General features: G+C 70.7%; 14 protein-coding genes. 10 read left to right on the plus strand and 4 right to left on the minus strand.

What is annotated here, in order from left to right; translation table 11 throughout:
• Positions 1 to 1578 (plus strand): acyl-CoA synthetase, encoded by a 1578-nt coding sequence (locus ABZ833_RS05495; RefSeq protein WP_361041465.1) that lies wholly within the window; start codon positions 1 to 3, stop codon positions 1576 to 1578.
• On the opposite strand, the gene ABZ833_RS05500 is transcribed toward ABZ833_RS05495, so the two are convergent.
• The gene (locus ABZ833_RS05500; RefSeq protein WP_361041468.1) at positions 1575 to 2483 is read right to left on the minus strand and encodes a nitroreductase/quinone reductase family protein; all 909 of its coding nucleotides are present in this window, start codon (positions 2481 to 2483) and stop codon (positions 1575 to 1577) included. The two genes, ABZ833_RS05495 and ABZ833_RS05500, sit on opposite strands and share 4 nt — an antisense overlap.
• A 94-nt stretch (positions 2484 to 2577) precedes the next feature.
• Here ABZ833_RS05500 and ABZ833_RS05505 point away from each other — a divergent pair, with 94 nt between their 5' ends.
• On the plus strand, positions 2578 to 3039 hold the full coding sequence (locus ABZ833_RS05505; RefSeq protein ID WP_361041471.1) for a MarR family winged helix-turn-helix transcriptional regulator: 462 nt from the start codon (positions 2578 to 2580) through the stop codon (positions 3037 to 3039).
• Positions 3040 to 3113: 74 nt separating this feature from the next.
• On the opposite strand, the gene ABZ833_RS05510 is transcribed toward ABZ833_RS05505, so the two are convergent.
• Positions 3114 to 5534: a penicillin acylase family protein gene (locus ABZ833_RS05510; RefSeq protein ID WP_361041474.1), complete on the minus strand. Its 2421-nt coding sequence runs from the start codon at positions 5532 to 5534 to the stop codon at positions 3114 to 3116.
• Positions 5535 to 5674: 140 nt separating this feature from the next.
• Between ABZ833_RS05510 and ABZ833_RS05515 the strand changes: the two genes are divergently transcribed.
• Positions 5675 to 7174: an acyl-CoA synthetase gene (locus ABZ833_RS05515; RefSeq protein ID WP_361041477.1), complete on the plus strand. Its 1500-nt coding sequence runs from the start codon at positions 5675 to 5677 to the stop codon at positions 7172 to 7174.
• A 16-nt stretch (positions 7175 to 7190) separates the two neighbouring features.
• Here ABZ833_RS05515 and paaK read toward each other — a convergent pair whose 3' ends face one another.
• Complete coding sequence (paaK, locus tag ABZ833_RS05520; RefSeq protein ID WP_249591735.1) at positions 7191 to 8477, minus strand: phenylacetate--CoA ligase PaaK; 1287 nt, start codon at positions 8475 to 8477, stop codon at positions 7191 to 7193.
• 177 nt (positions 8478 to 8654) lie between these two features.
• Here paaK and ABZ833_RS05525 point away from each other — a divergent pair, with 177 nt between their 5' ends.
• Positions 8655 to 9500: an alpha/beta hydrolase gene (locus ABZ833_RS05525; protein ID WP_361041481.1), complete on the plus strand. Its 846-nt coding sequence runs from the start codon at positions 8655 to 8657 to the stop codon at positions 9498 to 9500.
• Between the two features lie 19 nt (positions 9501 to 9519).
• A complete protein-coding gene (locus ABZ833_RS05530; RefSeq protein WP_361041484.1) occupies positions 9520 to 10134 on the plus strand; it encodes a chorismate mutase in 615 nt (204 codons plus the stop codon).
• A gap of 95 nt (positions 10135 to 10229) precedes the next feature.
• Here the strand turns inward: ABZ833_RS05530 and ABZ833_RS05535 are convergent, their stop codons facing one another.
• Entirely contained in the window at positions 10230 to 11843 is a 1614-nt protein-coding gene (locus tag ABZ833_RS05535) for an acyl-CoA synthetase (protein ID WP_361041486.1), read from the minus strand.
• Between the two features lie 214 nt (positions 11844 to 12057).
• Between ABZ833_RS05535 and ABZ833_RS05540 the strand changes: the two genes are divergently transcribed.
• From ABZ833_RS05540 to ABZ833_RS05560, 5 genes are all read left to right on the plus strand, one after another.
• Positions 12058 to 12858, plus strand: coding sequence for a crotonase/enoyl-CoA hydratase family protein (locus tag ABZ833_RS05540; protein WP_361041489.1), 801 nt, complete (start codon positions 12058 to 12060; stop codon positions 12856 to 12858).
• Between the two features lie 130 nt (positions 12859 to 12988).
• The gene (locus ABZ833_RS05545) at positions 12989 to 13936 is read left to right on the plus strand and encodes an OB-fold domain-containing protein (protein WP_361041492.1); all 948 of its coding nucleotides are present in this window, start codon (positions 12989 to 12991) and stop codon (positions 13934 to 13936) included.
• Positions 13937 to 15013 carry a thiolase domain-containing protein gene (locus ABZ833_RS05550; RefSeq protein WP_361041495.1) on the plus strand — a complete coding sequence of 359 codons (1077 nt, stop codon included), beginning with the start codon at positions 13937 to 13939 and terminating at the stop codon, positions 15011 to 15013.
• An 8-nt stretch (positions 15014 to 15021) separates the two neighbouring features.
• Positions 15022 to 16188 carry a thiolase domain-containing protein gene (locus ABZ833_RS05555; RefSeq protein WP_249593178.1) on the plus strand — a complete coding sequence of 389 codons (1167 nt, stop codon included), beginning with the start codon at positions 15022 to 15024 and terminating at the stop codon, positions 16186 to 16188.
• A gap of 107 nt (positions 16189 to 16295) precedes the next feature.
• Positions 16296 to 16559 carry a DUF397 domain-containing protein gene (locus tag ABZ833_RS05560; protein ID WP_249591741.1) on the plus strand — a complete coding sequence of 88 codons (264 nt, stop codon included), beginning with the start codon at positions 16296 to 16298 and terminating at the stop codon, positions 16557 to 16559.
• Positions 16560 to 16707: the final 148 nt, after the last annotated feature.

The raw sequence follows: 16707 nt of genomic DNA on the forward strand, positions 1-16707 counted from the left end.
ATGAGCAGCACGCCGAGCAGCACGCCGGGCAGCACGCCCCCCAACGGCTTCTGGGCGCAGGCCCAGGCCGACCCGGACCGTGCGGTCCTGATCGCGCCCGACGGAGAGGAGTGGACCGCGCGGCGCCTGCACGCGGCGACCAACCGGCTCGTCCACGGGCTGCGCGCCGCGGGCCTCGAACGCGGCGACGCCTTCGCCGTCGTGCTGCCCAACGGCGTCGAGTTCCTCACCGCGTATCTCGCGGCCTCGCAGGCCGGTCTCTATCTCGTCCCGGTCAATCACCACCTGGTGGGACCCGAGATCGCCTGGATCGTCGCCGACTCCGGTGCGAAGGTGCTCGTCGCGCACGAGCGGTTCGCGCAGGCGGCGACCCACGCCGCCGACGAGGCGAAGCTGCCGGCCACGCACCGGTACGCCGTGGGCGAGGTGACAGGCTTCCGTCCGTACACCGAACTCCTCGCCGGACAGCCGGAGTCCGTGCCGGACGACCGCACGCTCGGCTGGGTCATGAACTACACGTCGGGCACGACGGGACGCCCGCGCGGCATCCGGCGCCCGCTGTCCGGCAAGCTCCCCGAGGAGTCGTACCTCGGAGGCTTCCTCGGCATCTTCGGCGTCAAGCCCTTCGACGGCAATGTGCATCTGGTCTGCTCGCCGCTCTACCACACCGCGGTCCTCCAGTTCGCGGGCGCAGCCCTGCACATCGGCCACCCGCTGGTCCTGATGGACAAGTGGACGCCCCAGGAGATGCTCCGCCTGATCGACACGTACACGTGCACGCACACCCACATGGTGCCGACCCAGTTCCACCGCCTCCTCGCCCTGCCGGACGCGACGAAGGCGGCGTACGACGTGTCGTCGATGCGCCACGCCATCCACGGCGCCGCGCCCTGCCCCGACCACGTCAAACGGGCGATGATCGAGTGGTGGGGCGAGTGCGTCGAGGAGTACTACGCGGCCAGTGAGGGCGGCGGCGCCTTCGCCACCGCGCAGGACTGGCTGAAGCGGCCCGGCACCGTCGGCAAGGCCTGGCCCATCAGCGAACTGGCTGTCTTCGACGACGACGGCAACCGGCTGCCGCCCGGTGAACTCGGCACCGTCTACATGAAGATGAGCACCGGCGGATTCTCCTACCACAAGGACGAATCCAAGACGAAGAAGAACCGCATCGGCGACTTCTTCACCGTCGGCGACCTCGGCCTCCTGGACGAGGACGGCTACCTTTACCTCCGCGACCGCAAGATCGACATGATCATCTCGGGCGGGGTGAACATCTACCCCGCCGAGATCGAGTCCGCGCTGCTCACCCACCCCGCCGTCGCGGACGCCGCGGCGTTCGGCATCCCGCACGACGAGTGGGGCGAGCAGGTCAAGGCGGTCGTGGAGGTCGCGGACGGCCACTCGGCGGGCGACGCGCTCGCCGCCGACATCCTGGGCCACTGCGAGCGCCGACTCGCGGGCTACAAGAGGCCGAAGAGCGTCGACTTCATCGAGGTCATGCCCCGCGACCCGAACGGCAAGCTCTACAAGCGACGGCTGCGCGAGCCGTACTGGGAGGGCCGGGAGCGCGCGGTCTAGGGGCGACGGCCGTACAGCGCGGGCAGGAGCTGTTCTTCCTCGTAGTCGAAGTGCTGCTCGAGACCCGACGCGAGTCGGTCGAGTTCGGCGACCAGATCGGGGGCCGCGTCCGGATCGGCGATGAGCGCCTCCAGTTCGGCGAGCGTCCGCGCGACCGTCTTGTGTTCCTCGCGCAGCCTGGCGATACCCGGGGCCAACTCCGGGAACTGGCGCTCCAGTTCGGTGAAGGCGCCGTCCTCGTTGGTGTGGTGCTCGTGGAGCGCGCCGCAGAGGGTGAGGCAGTGGCGGGTGAGCTGCTCGCCGAGGGACGGCGCGGGGCGCAGGGCGCCGGATGCCGTCTGGTGGGCGGCTGCCTGCCTGCGTAAGTCGGCCAGCTCGTCGCGCAGTTCGGCGTGGACGCGGATCAGGTGATCGGCGATCGCCCGGTGCCGTGCGGGGTCGGCCGCGCTCAGCCGGTGCAGCGCGATGACGGGGATGGGGCGGTCCGTGCCCTGCTGGTAGGCGGCGAAGGCCGGGTCGCGCTCGCACTGCGCCGCGTACCGGCGGTCGCGTTCCTCGCCGGCGAGCGGCTCGGCCGTGGCCGGGAAGCGGTCGACGCCGCCCGTGCCGTCGGCGATCTCGACGGTGAGCCGCGGGTCGGCCAGGAGGTTGTGGTACCAGTCGGGGTTCTTGTCCCCGCCGCCGTTGGAGGCGAAGACGAGGAGCCGGTCGCCGTCGCGTGCGTACACGGCGGGATTGCTCCGGGGGCGTCCGCTGCGGGCGCCGGTCGTGGTCAGGAGGACGAGCGGGGCGCCGGTGAACATGCCGCCGACCTGGCCTCCGTTCGCCCGGAAGTCGGCCATGAGCTGTCGGTTGAACTCGGCGGGGGAGGGGAGCTGCGCGGGCTGTTCAGGCTCTTCGGGCATGGCTGTGAACCCCTTCGATAGCATCGGCACCGCAGGTGCGTTTGCTGTGAAAGCGAAATAGCTTTGAACTCAAAGCTATTAAGGAGGGTGGCGAGTGTCAACCGGCGACCAGGCCGGTCCGGAGGTCGACGACGCCGTCCGGACCCTGCTCCTGCTGATGCCGCGCATGGTCGGACGCGTCAAGCGGATCAAGATCCCCGAAGAGCTCCAGTCGCTGGCGCTCGCGCCCCGCCATCTCTCGCTGCTCGCCTATCTGCTCTTCGACGGCCCGATGAGCGTCAATGAACTGGCCGCCCGCCTGGAGGTCGCGCCGACGACGGTGAGCCTGATGGTCGGTGAGCTGAGCCGCAAGGGAGTCCTGGAGCGGCAGGAGGACCCGGCCGACCGCCGACGCAGGATCGTCGACATCTCCGATGCGCACCGCTCGTCGATCGACGCCTGGCTCGGCCGGGGCGCCGTCGCCTGGCGCAAGGCGCTCGCGCCGCTCACGGGGGCCGAGAGAAAGCTGTTCATCGACACGCTCACGGCGTACGAGGACGGCCTCACCGAAGACTGAACGCCCCCGGACACGACAGAGCCGGGCCGCACGTCATACAGACGCGGTGCGGCCCGGCTCCGGTCAGGGTGTCCTCAGCGGCGCTCGCGCACCTTGACCACCTTCAGCTTCGGATCGCCCATGATGTCCTTCTCGCAGAACCGCGACGTCACCCAGCGCTCATCGGCGTACAGCCGCGTCTGATCGCTGTAGTGCGGCGAGTTCGGGTTCGACGACTGCGAGTAGGTGAGGAGCGTGCGCGCCTTCGGGCAGCGGCCCTTGTCCCAGCCGACCGCCTGGATGTGACTCGAACCGTGCGCGACCTCGGTGTAGCCGCCGCCCTTCGCGTCCCAGACCGGCTCGACCTTGTTCCACACGCCGATCGACTCGGTGCCGCCGTGGATCGGAAGCCGCTCGGAGCCGCGTACGACGAACTGGTTCTTGCCCAGCGGCGCGTCGAGGGCGATGCCCGCCGAGCCCAGCGAGGCCACCGCGTCGGCGAGCGCGGTCGCGAAGCCCGGAGCGTCCGTGTTGAGGGTGTTCGGGGTGCGCACCGGGTCGGCGGCGGAGAACGGCACCTTCCACAGCTGTGCGTTCGGCACAGCGGCGACGAGCCCCCGCCAGAACCGGTCGAAGAGCAGCGCGCCCCTGCTGTCCGTGTTCATGCTGTGGTCCCAGGCCTTGAGGACGTCACAGGCCTTGCGTACGTCGACGGCCTTGCCGTCGCTGCCGGTCGCGCTGCCCCCGGGCAGCGCGGCACACGCACGTGCCGCGTCATCGGCGGCCAGGTCGCCCGCCGGCGCACGGTTCGCGAACTGCTGCTCCTGGAGGTCCTTGACCGTCAGACCGCCTTCCTTCGCCATCGCCGCGACGTCCTCCACGGCGCCGCGCGTGCGCAGGGAACGCTGCGTGCCGATCGTCCCGAAGATCCGCTCGTAACCCGTGATCGGCCGGTCCGCGTTGGTGAGCCAGGCGCTGTCGTTGGAGTTCTCGGCGTACGGGGCGTCCTTGAGGGTGGGCATCTTCGACGGCCCGAAGATGCCGGGCTGCACGGCGTCCTTGTCCGAGCCGATCGCGCAGTCACCGCGCGATCCGTCGAGCACGGCAACGCCCGACGCCGGATACGTCACCTTGCCCAGGTCCGTGGAGCAGCGCTCGGCCAGGTCGTCGGTGATGCGGGGCAGCACCTGGGACTGGCTGAGCAGCGAGTGGCCCTTGCGGTCCGCGGCGACGGTGTTGACCCACGGCAGGCCCTGGGTGTCGCGCAGCGCCTTCAGGATCCCGTCGGTGGAGCGGGCCTTGCCGAAGCCGAGGTCTGTGTCGCTGCCGCGCATGTTCGTGGCGTTCGGGTCGTTCAGGGCGTACGCCGTCTTCGCCGACCACGGCAGCGGGAGCTGTGCGCCGAGGCCCGTGGTGACCGGGCCGTACCGGGTCCACCACTGCGTGCGGGTCACCGGTTTGCCGTCCTTGACCGGCACCTCGACCGTCCGCTTCGTCATCTTCTCCGGCTTCCCGTCCACCAGATAGGTGGTCGGATCGGCCGGATCGAGCGTGAGCTGATGCAGATTGAGGGTCACGCCGGTCGCCACCGTGTGGCTCCACGCCACATCGCCGTTGAAGCCGATGTTCACCACGCTCGTGCCGAGGAGCGAACCGCCCGAGACGTTCAGCTCGCCGGGGATGGTCTGCTGCGACTGCCAGAAGCGGCGGCCGCCCTGCCAGGGGTAGTGCGGATTGCCGAGCAGCAGACCCTTGCCGTTCGCGGTGGTCTTCCCGCTGAAGGCGACGGCGTTGGAGCCCATGACGGCCTCGTCGGCCGAGAAGAGCCTGCGCGCTTCCCTGGCGGTGCGCTCGGGGTCCGGCGCGCGGTCCGGGGCCTTCGCGGCCGGCGGCTGCGCGGCGGTGATGCCGTCGATGCCGCGCCCCTGACCGCCCAGGACCTGCACGGCGAAGCCTTGCCGTGCCACGTCCAGGGCGCTGATCGGGCGCAGCCACTTGGCGCCCTTGCAGGCCGGGTCGGTGACGCGGTTCTGCTTCAGCCAGGCGTTGTAGCCGGCGGCGAATCCGGCCATCAACTCCTTCGAGGTGGCGCTCGGACCCGCCGGTGCGGGCTGCTTGAGGAGCTTCTCCACCGTGCGCGTGTCGCGGACGCCGCCGAAGTAGAGGTCGCTGGAGATGTTCGTGGTGGCCGATGACAGCGAGCCGTCGGGCTTGCCGTCGGGGCCGAAGTGACGTGACCGTTCCCCGCGCACGGTCACGTATCCCTCGGCGAGGGTGCACACCTGGTCGGCGGCCTGCGCCCAGCCGGTGCCGAAGCCGAGGTTCTCGTAGTCCTTGGCGAGAATGTGTGGAATGCCGTACTGGGTGTAGCGGACGGTCGCGGACAGGCCGCCACCGGTGGGGCGGGCGTCGCGCGCCTCCGCCGCGCCGGCGATGGCGCCGGACGACGGCAGGAGAGCCGTGGCCGTCAACAGGCTGATGCCGAGGGCCGTCAGGCGTCTCGTGCGGGTACGCATGGTGCCTCCCAACTGGAGTGAGGGAAGGGGCGGTTGAGCGTACCAACCGGTATGTCACTTGATCGAGTACCGAAACCGGACCAGTTCGCGCCCCGTCCGGAGCCTTGACCACCGCGACGCGCGCGGCACAGGATCACGCCATGACGGGTGTACGCAGCAATACGGTCGACGGGGTCCTTCGGCGGAGCGCGCGGCGCGTGCCGGGGCGAGTGGCTCTGCGCCATGGCGAGCGGGTCTGGACGTACGCGGAGCTGGACGATGCCGTCTCGCGCGCGGCCCAGGCGCTGTGCGCCGAGGGCCTCGGCCACGGTGACCGAGTCGCCGCCTACGCGCACAACTCGGACGCCTATCTCATCGGCTTCCTGGCCTGCTCGCGGGCGGGCCTGGTCCATGTGCCGGTCAACCAGAACCTCGTCGGGGACGACCTGGCGTACATCGTGGGCCAGTCGGGCAGCTCCCTGGTCCTCGCCGATCCGGACCTCGCCCCGCGCCTTCCCGGCGATGTCCGCGTGCTCGCCCTGCGCGACGCGGACGACTCGCTGCTCGCGCGGCTCGCGGGCACGGCGGCGTACGACGGAGAAGAACCCGGCGCCGACGACCTCGCCCAGCTGCTCTACACCTCCGGCACCACCGCCCTCCCCAAGGGCGCGATGATGACGCACCGCGCCCTCGTGCACGAATACGTCAGCGCCATCACCGCGCTCGACCTCAAGGAGACGGACAAGCCCGTCCACTCGCTGCCGCTCTACCACTCGGCGCAGATGCACGTCTTCCTGCTGCCGTACCTCGCGGTGGGCGCCGAGAACACCGTCATCGACGCGCCCGACGCCGAGCGGATCTTCGAGCTCGTCGAGGCGGGCCGTGCCGACAGTCTCTTCGCGCCGCCCACCGTGTGGATCGGCCTCTCGAACCACCCCGGCTTCGCCACCCGTGACCTCGGCGGCCTGCGCAAGGCCTACTACGGGGCGTCGATCATGCCCGTCCCCGTCCTGGAGCGGCTGCGCGAACGGCTGCCGTCGCTCGGCTTCTACAACTGCTTCGGGCAGAGCGAGATCGGCCCCCTCGCCACGGTCCTCGGGCCCGAGGAGCACGAGGGGCGGATGGACTCCTGCGGGCGGCCGGTCCTCTTCGTCGAGGCGCGGGTCGTCGACGAGCGTGGCGCCGAGGTGCCCGACGGCACGCAGGGTGAAGTCGTCTACCGCTCGCCGCAGTTGTGCGAGGGCTACTGGGACAAGCCCGAGGAGACCAAGGAGGCCTTCCGTGACGGATGGTTCCACTCCGGAGACCTCGCCGTGCGGGACGAGGAGGGCTACTTCACGGTCGTCGACCGGGTGAAGGACGTCATCAACTCCGGCGGCGTCCTCGTCGCATCGCGCCAGGTCGAGGACGCGCTCTACACCCACGAGCGGGTCGCCGAGACGGCCGTGATCGGCCTGCCGGACGAGCGCTGGATCGAGGCGGTCACCGCCGTCGTCGTACGCAACGGAGACGTCACCGAAGCCGAACTCATCGACCACGCGCGCGAGAAGCTCGCCCACTTCAAGGCGCCCAAACGGGTCCTCTTCGTGGACGAGCTGCCGCGCAACGCGAGCGGGAAGATCCTCAAGCGGGAGCTGCGGGACCGCTTCAGCGCGTCGTAGGGGTACGTGTCAGGCGCTACTTGTCCCGCAGGTCCACGATCCGCTTGAACTTGCCCACCGACCGCTCGATCGTCTCCGGATCGACGATCTCGACCGCCACCGAGACGCCGATGCCGTCCTTCACCGCTGACGCGATCTCCCGTGCCGCCGCCTCGCGCCGCTCGGGAGTCGTGTCCGCGCGGGACTCGGCCCGGACCGTCAGCGCGTCCATGCGGCCCTCGCGGGTCAGGCGCAGCTGGAAGTACGGGGCGACGCCCGGAGTCCGCAGGACGATCTCCTCCACCTGCGTGGGGAAGAGGTTCACGCCGCGCAGGATCACCATGTCGTCCGTGCGGCCCGTGACCTTCTCCATCCGGCGGAAGGTCCGTGCGGTGCCGGGCAGCAGGCGCGTCAGGTCGCGCGTGCGGTAGCGGACGACGGGCATGGCCTCCTTGGTGAGGGAGGTGAAGACCAGCTCGCCGCGCTCGCCGTCCGGCAGCACCTCGCCGGTGATCGGGTCCACCACCTCCGGATAGAAGTGGTCCTCCCAGATGTGCAGGCCGTCCTTGGTCTCCACGCACTCCTGGGCGACACCGGGGCCGATGACCTCGGAGAGCCCGTATATGTCGACGGCGTCGATCGCGAACCGCTCCTCGATCTCGCGGCGCATCTCCTCCGTCCACGGCTCGGCGCCGAAGATGCCGACCTTGAGGGACGTCGTGCGCGGGTCGACGCCCTGGCGCTCGAACTCCTCCAGGAGCGTCAGCATGTACGACGGGGTCACCATGATGATCTCGGGGCGGAAGTCCTGGATCAGCTGGACCTGGCGCGCCGTCATGCCGCCGGACGCCGGGATCACCGTGCAGCCCAGGCGCTCGGCGCCGTAGTGCGCGCCGAGGCCGCCGGTGAACAGGCCGTACCCGTACGCCACATGGACCTTGTGGCCGGGGCGGCCGCCCGCCGCGCGGATCGAGCGGGCGACGACGTCCGCCCACATCGACAGGTCCTGCTCGGTGTAGCCGACGACCGTGGGCCGCCCCGTGGTGCCGCTGGAGGCGTGCAGGCGCCGCACCTCGGACTGCTCGACCGCGAACATCCCGAAGGGGTAGTTGTCCCGCAGATCGGTCTTGGCCGTGAACGGAAAGCGGGCCAGGTCGCCGAGTGAACGGCAGTCGTCGGGGCGCAGGCCCGCCTTGTCGAACGCCGCCCGGTAGAACGGAACGTTCTCGTACGCGTGCAGCAAGGTGTCCTGCAGGCGCTCCAGCTGCAGCGCCTCGAGCTCCTCGCGCCCGAGGCGCTCCGCCGCGTCCAGCATGGCCGTCATATGGATGCTCTCCCGTCCCAAACGGGCGACCGATCATTCGGTCGTGGATCTTCTGTCGAGGTCAGTAATCCAGCCCCGGGGGCGGCCGTCAAGAGATCGCGCAGGGCCGCATTGAGCTGGGGCGCTGCCGCCGAACGGCATTGTCCGGGTGCGGCGCGAGATGTGATGATCACCCCCATGCCGACATTCACCGCATACGACGGGACCGAGCTCGCCTACCACGAGAAGGGGGAGGGCGAGCCGCTGCTCTGTGTTCCGGGCGGTCCCATGCGCGCCTCCGCCTACTTCGGCGACCTCGGCGGCCTGACGGCGCACCGCCGTCTGATCCTGCTCGACCTGCGCGGCACGGGCGACTCCGCGGTGCCGGCCGACCCGGCGACGTACCGCTGCGACCGGCTCGTGGACGACGTCGAGGCGCTGCGCGAGCACCTGGGCCTCGACGAGATCGACCTGCTCGGCCATTCGGCGGCGGGCAACATCGCCACGCTGTACGCGGCCCGCCGTCCGAAGCGGGTCCGCTGCCTCGTCCTGATCACTCCGGCCACCCAGTCGCTCGGCCTCACGCTGGGCGCGCGGGATCACCGTGACGCCGCGGCGGCGCACAAGGGCGAGCCCTGGTACCCGGCCGCCGAGGCCGCCCTGAAGGAGATCGAGGGCGGTCGCAGCCCCCTCGAGGTGTGGGACGCGATCGTGCCCCTCGCCTACGGCCGCTGGGACGACGCGGCGCGGGCGCACCAGGAGGCGAGCGCGAGGGAGAAGAACGCCGAGGCGGCCGCCCTGTTCTACGGCGACGGCGCCTTCGACCCGCCCGCCACGCGCGCCGCCCTGGCCGGTCTGGCGGCACCGGTGCTCGTGCTCGCCGGTGAGTACGACGGTGCGCCCAACCCCGCGCACGCGGAGGAGTTCGCCGGGTTCTTCCCGGGAGGCGTGTGCCAAGTGCAGCCGGGCGGCGGGCACTTCCCGTGGCTGGACGATCCGGAGTGGTTCGCGCGGCGCGTGGCAGGATTCCTCGCGCAGGACTAGGAATACGGAGGAGAACACCGTGCGTCTTACCGCGTCCGTCGGGCGTCTGTTCACCGCTGGAGCCGTGGGTGTGGCTCTGCTGGCCGGAAGCGGGGGTGTTGCCGCTGCCGCTCCGTCGCAGCGGTCCGCGGCCGTCGCCACCGCGGGGTCGTACGCCCGGCTCCACCCGCTGGTCGATCTCGCCGCCCAGCGGCTGGCCACCGCCGATCTCGTCGCCGCCGCGAAGTACGGCACCGGCAGCCCCATCGACGACCCTGCCCGCGAGAAGCAGGTCCTGGACGATGTGGCCCGCCAGGCACGGGAGTTGGGCGCTGATCCCGAGGCGACCGTGCGGATCTTCCGGGACCAGATCGAGGCCAACAAGGTGGTGCAGCGGGAGCTGCACCGGCGGTGGGACGCGGATCCCTCGCAGGTGCCCGTGGAGAAGCCGGACCTCGGGGAGGTCCGCAAGGAGATCAACCGGGTGAACGGCGAGTTGGTGCGGGGGATCGCTGACTCTCCCGCTGCGCGTTCGGCGCCGGCTTGCCGTGGGCTTGTGACCGTGGGTGCCGTACGCGTACGGCATGAGCGGCAGCTTGACCTGCTGCACACCGTGGCTCTGGAGCGTGCGCTTCGGTCTGTGTGTGCGGGCTGACTCGCTTCCGGGCCGCCGCTTCGCGGCGGATGCTTTCCCGCCCACCCACCCGTCACCCCGCGGCTGATCCCTGATTCCCCGAGCGGTGGCTGCGATCAGCCCCCCGCCGCCACCGCCTTCGCCCACCGGTAGTCCGCCTTGCCGCTCGGTGAGCGTTGGATCTCCGTGGTGAAGACCACCGCTCGCGGGATCTTGTAACCGGCGAGGCGTGTGCGGCAGTGGGTCTGGATGGCCTCCAGGTCCAATGAGGGTGCGCCCTCCCGGAGTTGGACCACCGCGGCCACCCGATTGCCCCAGCGTTCGTCGGGGACTCCGGCGACCAGTGCGTCGTACACGTCCGGATGGGACTTGAGCGCCTGCTCGACCTCCTCCGGATACACCTTCTCGCCACCGGTGTTGATGCACTGCGAGCCGCGCCCGAGGACGGTGACTATGCCGTCCTCGTCGACCGTCGCCATGTCGCCGAGCAGCACCCAGCGCTCGTCGCCCTTCTGGAAGAAGGTCTCGGCGGTCTTGGCCGGGTCGTTGTAGTAGCCGAGCGGCACATGGCCGCGCTGGGCCAGGCGGCCCACTTCGCCCACCGCCACCGGCTCGTGCGTGACCAGATCCACCACCTGCGTACGTTCGTTGACCTCCAGGCGGAAGCCCTTCTCGGGGCCCGAGTCGTCCGTCGCCTTGCCGTTGGAACCGGACTCGGACGAGCCGAAGTTGTTCAGGAGCAGGACGTTCGGGGCCAGTTCCTGGAACTGGGCGCGCACCGTCTCCGACATGATCGCCCCGGAGGACGAGACGCTGAAGAGCGACGACAGGTCGGTGCCCTTGAGCGGGCCGTGCAGGGCGTCGATGAGGGGCCTGAGCATCGCGTCGCCCACCAGTGAGACGCTGGAGACCTTCTCCCGCTCGATGGTGCGGAGCACCTCTTCGGGGACGTACTTGCGGTGAATCGCCACCCGCTGGCCGTAGTTGAAGGCGATGAACGACGTCAGCGTCGACGTGCCGTGCATCAGCGGGGGAGCGGGGAAGAACGTGATGCCGGGGCCGCCCGCCGCGACGCGCTCGGCCAGTTCCTCGGGGCGCTTCACCGGCTCGCCCGCGGGTTCGCCGCCGAAGAGCCCGGCGAAGAACAGGTCCTCCTGGCGCCACATGACGCCCTTGGGCATGCCGGTGGTGCCGCCGGTGTAGATGATGAACAGGTCGTCGGCCGAGCGCGTCGCGAACCCGCGTTCCGGCGAACCCGCCGCCTCCGCCTCGGCGAAGGCCACCACGTCGAGCGCGGGCGTGTCGGCCGGCGGGGTCCCCACCCGCACCAGATGCCGCAGCTTCTCCGTGCGCGGCATCGCGGCCGACACCCGCTCGGTGAACTCCGCGTCGAAGACGAGGGCGGCGAGATCCGCATCGCGGTAGAGGTAGACCAACTCCTCTTCCACGTAGCGGTAGTTGACGTTCACCGGAACGAGACGCGCCTTGAGGCAGGCGAGCACCGTCTGGAGGTACTCGACGCCGTTGTAGAGGTGGAGCCCCAGATGTTCGCCGGGCTCGAGGCCGCTGTCGATCAGGTGGTGCGCGAGGCGGTTGGCGGCCCGGTCGAGCTCGGCGTACGTCAGCCTGCGTTCCGCCCCGGTGCCGGGGTGATCGATGTAGACGAGCGCCTCGCGGTCGGGGACCACGTCGACGACCGACTCGAACAGGTCGGCAAGGTTGTACTCCACCGCTCCTCCTGACCCCGGAGTCATCTCTTCTGGCGGTCATCAGAGCAGAGGCACCCACAAGTGGGAAGGGTGCTCGTTCAAGAAATCTGACTGACTGTCAGAAAACTATTGAACTGGCTCCCCGCCTACTGCAACCTGTTCCAGGTCCGAAGCCGACAGCAGATGGCCGACGCGGGCCGGCCGTCGACGAGCCGTCACGAGAGGGAGCACGGCCATGGGTGGGACGGAACATCTCGCTGTACGGCGCGAAGGCGCCACACTGATACTCACGCTCAACCGGCCGGAGGCGAGGAACGCGCTCTCGCTGCCGATGCTGGTGGGCCTCTACGACGGCTGGGTGGCCGCCGACGAGGACGACACGATCCGCTCCGTCGTGCTCACCGGGGCGGGCGGCGCGTTCTGCGCGGGCATGGACCTCAAGGCCCTCGCGGGCAAGGGGATGGACGGCGAGCAGTACCGGGACCGGATGAAGGCCGACCCCGATCTGCACTGGAAGGCGATGCTGCGCCACCACCGCCCCCGCAAGCCGGTCATCGCCGCGGTCGAGGGGTACTGCGTCGCGGGCGGCACGGAGATCCTCCAGGGCACCGACATCCGTGTGGCGGGCGAGTCTGCGACGTTCGGGCTCTTCGAGGTCAAGCGCGGCCTCTTCCCGATCGGCGGCTCGACCGTGCGACTTCCGCGGCAGATTCCTCGTACGCACGCCTTGGAGATGCTGCTCACGGGGCGCCCCTACTCGGCGGCCGAGGCCGCCTCGATCGGCCTCGTCGGCCACGTCGTCCCGGACGGCACCGCCCTGGAGAAGGCGCTCGTCATCGCCGAACAGATCAACGCGTGCGGGCCACTCGCCGTGGAGGCGGTCAAGGCGTCCGTGTACGAGGCCGCGGAGATGTCCGAGGCGGACGGGCTCGCGGCCGAGTTGAAGCGGGGGTGGCCCATCTTCGACACCGCCGATGCGAAGGAGGGCTCCAGAGCTTTTGCGGAGAAGCGTGCCCCCGTGTTTCGGCGCGCCTAGGCCGGTTGTTACCTGCGGGCCGGCGGGGGCTGGTCGTGCCCACGCGGCGGAGCCGCACATAGACACGGCCCCGCGCCCCTGACGGGGCGCCCCTCCGTCCCCATCGTCGCCGAGAAACGGAGTCCGTCCCATGCCAACCGAAGTGCTGCGTGCCCCTCTTGTCGTCGAGTTTCCCTTCACCCGGTCCCTCGGGCCGGTGCAGAGCGCGTTCCTGACCGGGCTGCGCGAACGCACCGTGCTCGGCGTGAAGACCAAGGACGGCCGGACGCTCGTCCCGCCCGTCGAGTACGACCCCGTGACCGCCGACGAGATCCGTGACCTCGTCGAGGTCGGTGCCACCGGCACCGTCACCACCTGGGCCTGGAACCACGAACCCCGCAGGGGCCAGCCCCTGGACACTCCCTTCGCCTGGGTCCTGGTGCAGCTCGACGGCGCCGACACCGCTCTGCTGCACGCCCTGGACGCCCCCGGCCCCGACGAGGTCAGGACCGGGATGCGCGTCCGGATCCGCTGGGCCGCCGAGCGCACCGGTGCCATCACCGACATCGCCTGCTTCGAGGCGTACGACGGGGCGGCGGAGGGCGAAGTCGGGCCGCACGACGGGGAGTTCAGCGACCCCGTCACCGGCATCGTGGCGGCCGCGCGCCTCGACTACACCTACGCGCCGGGCCGCGCCCAGACCGCCTACATCAACGCCCTCTCCGACCAGAAGACCGTCGGCGAGCGCTGCCCCTCCTGCCACAAGGTCTACGTCCCGCCACGCGGCGCCTGCCCCACCTGCGGCGTCGCCACGACCGAGCGGGTCGAGGTCGGGCCGCGCGGCACCGTCACCACGTACTGCATCGTCAACATCAAGGCGAAGAACCTCGACATCGAAGTGCCCTACGTCTACGCGCACATCGCCCTCGACGGCGCCGACCTCGCCCTGCACGCCCGTATCGCGGGCATCCCCTACGACCAGGTGCGGATGGGTCTTCGCGTCGAACCGGTGTGGACCGAGGGCGGCCGCTTCCCCGATCACTACCGGCCCACGGGCGAGCCGGACGCCGACTACGACACGTACAAGGAGCTGGTGTAGATGCCGTCCGCGAAGCCGTCCGTGATGCGGCCCGTCCGGGACATCGCCATCGTGGCCTTCGGGCAGACCGACCATCTGCGCTCCACCGACGAGCTCTCCGAGGTGGAGATGCTCATGCCGGTCCTGCACCAGGTCCTCGCCGCCACCGGCCTGAAGACCAGCGACATCGGCTTCACCTGCTCCGGGTCGTCGGACTATCTCGCCGGGCGCGCCTTCTCCTTCACCATGGCGCTCGACGGGGTCGGTGCCTGGCCGCCGATCTCCGAGTCGCACGTCGAGATGGACGGGGCCTGGGCGCTGTACGAGGCGTGGACCAAGCTGCTCACCGGCGAGGCCGACACCGCGCTCGTGTACTCCTACGGCAAGTCGTCCCCCGGATCGGTGCGTGACGTGCTGACCCGGCAGCTCGACCCGTACTACGTGGCGCCCCTCTGGCCGGACTCGGTCGCTCTCGCGGCCCTCCAGGCGCAGGCCCTGATCGACGCGGGGGACACCGACGAGCCCGCTCTCGCCGGGGTGGCGGCACGCAGCCGCCAGGACGCTTCCGCCAACTCCCATGCGCAGTTGAGGGGTTCGGTGCCGCAGGGGGATTACGTCGTACGTCCCCTGCGCACCGGCGACTGCCCGCCCATCGGGGACGGCGCCGCAGCCGTGGTCCTCGCGGCGGGGGAGCGGGCCCGTGACCTGTGCGAGCGGCCCGCGTGGATCCGCGGGATCGACCACCGCGTCGAGGCGCACAGCCTCGGCGTGCGCGACCTCACCGACTCGCCGTCGAGCCGCCTGGCCGCCGAGCGGGCCGGAGCGTTCGAACGGCCCGTGGACACCGCCGAGTTGCACGCTCCGTTCACCTCCCAGGAGGTCGTCCTGCGCAAGGCGCTGAAACTGGGCGCCGACGTCGCGGTGAACCCCTCCGGGGGCGCGCTCGCCGCGAACCCCGTCATGGCCGCCGGGCTCATCCGGCTCGGTGAGGCCGCCGCCCGCATCCACCGGGGCGAGTCGGACCGGGCCCTCGCGCACGCCACATCCGGTCCCTGCCTCCAGCAGAACCTGGTCGCCGTCCTCGAAGGAGATTCGTGATGAGTGGGGTGGGCAAGGAGCCCGTGGCCGTCGTCGGTATCGGCCAGACCAAGCACGTCGCCGCCCGGCGGGACGTCTCGATCGCGGGACTCGTCCGCGAGGCCGCCCAAGCCGCCCTCGCGGACGCCGAGTTGACGTGGGCCGACATCGACGCCGTGGTCATCGGCAAGGCGCCCGACTTCTTCGAGGGCGTGATGATGCCCGAGCTGTACCTCGCCGACGCGCTCGGCGCGGTGGGCAAGCCGATGCTGCGCGTCCACACGGCGGGCTCCGTCGGCGGCTCCACGGCGCTGGTCGCGTCGAACCTGGTGGCGGGCCGCGTCCACGGCACCGTCCTGACCCTCGCCTTCGAAAAGCAGTCGGAATCCAACGCGATGTGGGGGCTCTCCCTGCCCGTCCCCTTCCAGCAGCCGCTCCTCGCGGGCGCGGGCGGCTTCTTCGCCCCGCACGTGCGCGCGTACATGCGGCGTACCGGCGCCCCCGACACGGTCGGCTCGCTCGTCGCCTACAAGGACCGGCGCAACGCCCTGAAGAACCCCTACGCCCATCTGCACGAGCAGGACATCACCCTGGAGAAGGTCCAGGCGTCGCCGATGCTCTGGGACCCGATCCGCTACTCCGAGACCTGCCCCTCGTCCGACGGGGCCTGCGCGATGATCCTCACCGACCGTGCGGGCGCGGCCCGTTCGCCCCGGCCGCCGGCCTGGATGCACGGCGGCGCGATGCGCAGCGAACCCACTCTCTTCGCGGGCAAGGACTTCGTGTCGCCGCAGGCGGGCAAGGACTGCGCGGCCGACGTCTACCGGCAGGCGGGGGTCACGGACCCGCGGCGCGACATCGACGCCGTCGAGATGTACGTGCCGTTCTCCTGGTACGAGCCGATGTGGCTGGAGAACCTGGGCTTCGCCGCGGAGGGCGAGGGCTGGAAGCTGACCGAGTCGGGCGTGACGGAGCTGGACGGCGATCTGCCCGTCAACATGTCGGGCGGCGTCCTGTCCACCAATCCCATCGGCGCCTCGGGCATGATCCGCTTCGCCGAAGCGGCACTTCAGGTGCGCGGCCAGGCCGGCGAGCACCAGATCGACGGGGCCCGCAGGGCGCTCGGGCACGCCTACGGAGGCGGCTCGCAGTTCTTCTCCATGTGGCTGGTCGGCGCGGAGCCGCCCACCACGTGACGGGTCCGCCGGGCCGGACAGGCGGCCGTCCTCCTTCCGCGGCCTGTCCGGCATCGGAACCGAAAGCTAGGCTGGCGGGCGGACGACGCATCGGGAGGAGCACGGACGTGGCCGAAGGCACCATTCAGCAGCATCCGCTCGCAGGTCAGCAGCGCCCGCTCGCAGGCTGGGACAAGCCGGAGCTCGACCTCAGCACAGCAGACTGGCAATCGGGCAGTGAGGGTCGGGGTGATGTGGAGATCGCCTTTGTCGAAGGATTCATCGCGATGCGCAACGCGGGCCGCCCCGAGAGCCCGTCCCTGATCTTCACTCCGGCGGAGTGGGGAGCGTTCGTGCACGGCGCGCGTGCGGGGGAGTTCGACCTGACGTAGGCCGTGTGGGGCGTTGTGGACCCTCGTCTCCGGCTGTCGCCACCGCTCACGGCCTCTGCCGTGCTGACCTGGTGACTTTGGACTCTGCCCCCGGCCCGCCCCCTGGGCGGGGCCGGGACCGGAAGCAGAGCCGGTCGACCTTGGCCTT

It is taken from the genome of Streptomyces sp. NPDC047525, from assembly GCF_040643025.1.
GTDB lineage: Bacteria > Actinomycetota > Actinomycetes > Streptomycetales > Streptomycetaceae > Streptomyces > Streptomyces durmitorensis.

Coding starts and splice junctions, on each gene's coding strand:
- ABZ833_RS05515 (WP_361041477.1), top strand. CDS start 5,675: ATGACGGGTGTACGCAGCAATACGGTCGACGGGGTCCTTCGGCGGAGC.
- ABZ833_RS05545 (WP_361041492.1), top strand. CDS start 12,989: ATGCCAACCGAAGTGCTGCGTGCCCCTCTTGTCGTCGAGTTTCCCTTC.
- ABZ833_RS05495 (WP_361041465.1), top strand. CDS start 1: ATGAGCAGCACGCCGAGCAGCACGCCGGGCAGCACGCCCCCCAACGGC.
- paaK (WP_249591735.1), bottom strand. CDS start 8,477: ATGACGGCCATGCTGGACGCGGCGGAGCGCCTCGGGCGCGAGGAGCTC.
- ABZ833_RS05540 (WP_361041489.1), top strand. CDS start 12,058: ATGGGTGGGACGGAACATCTCGCTGTACGGCGCGAAGGCGCCACACTG.
- ABZ833_RS05525 (WP_361041481.1), top strand. CDS start 8,655: ATGCCGACATTCACCGCATACGACGGGACCGAGCTCGCCTACCACGAG.
- ABZ833_RS05550 (WP_361041495.1), top strand. CDS start 13,937: ATGCCGTCCGCGAAGCCGTCCGTGATGCGGCCCGTCCGGGACATCGCC.
- ABZ833_RS05510 (WP_361041474.1), bottom strand. CDS start 5,534: ATGCGTACCCGCACGAGACGCCTGACGGCCCTCGGCATCAGCCTGTTG.
- ABZ833_RS05500 (WP_361041468.1), bottom strand. CDS start 2,483: ATGCCCGAAGAGCCTGAACAGCCCGCGCAGCTCCCCTCCCCCGCCGAG.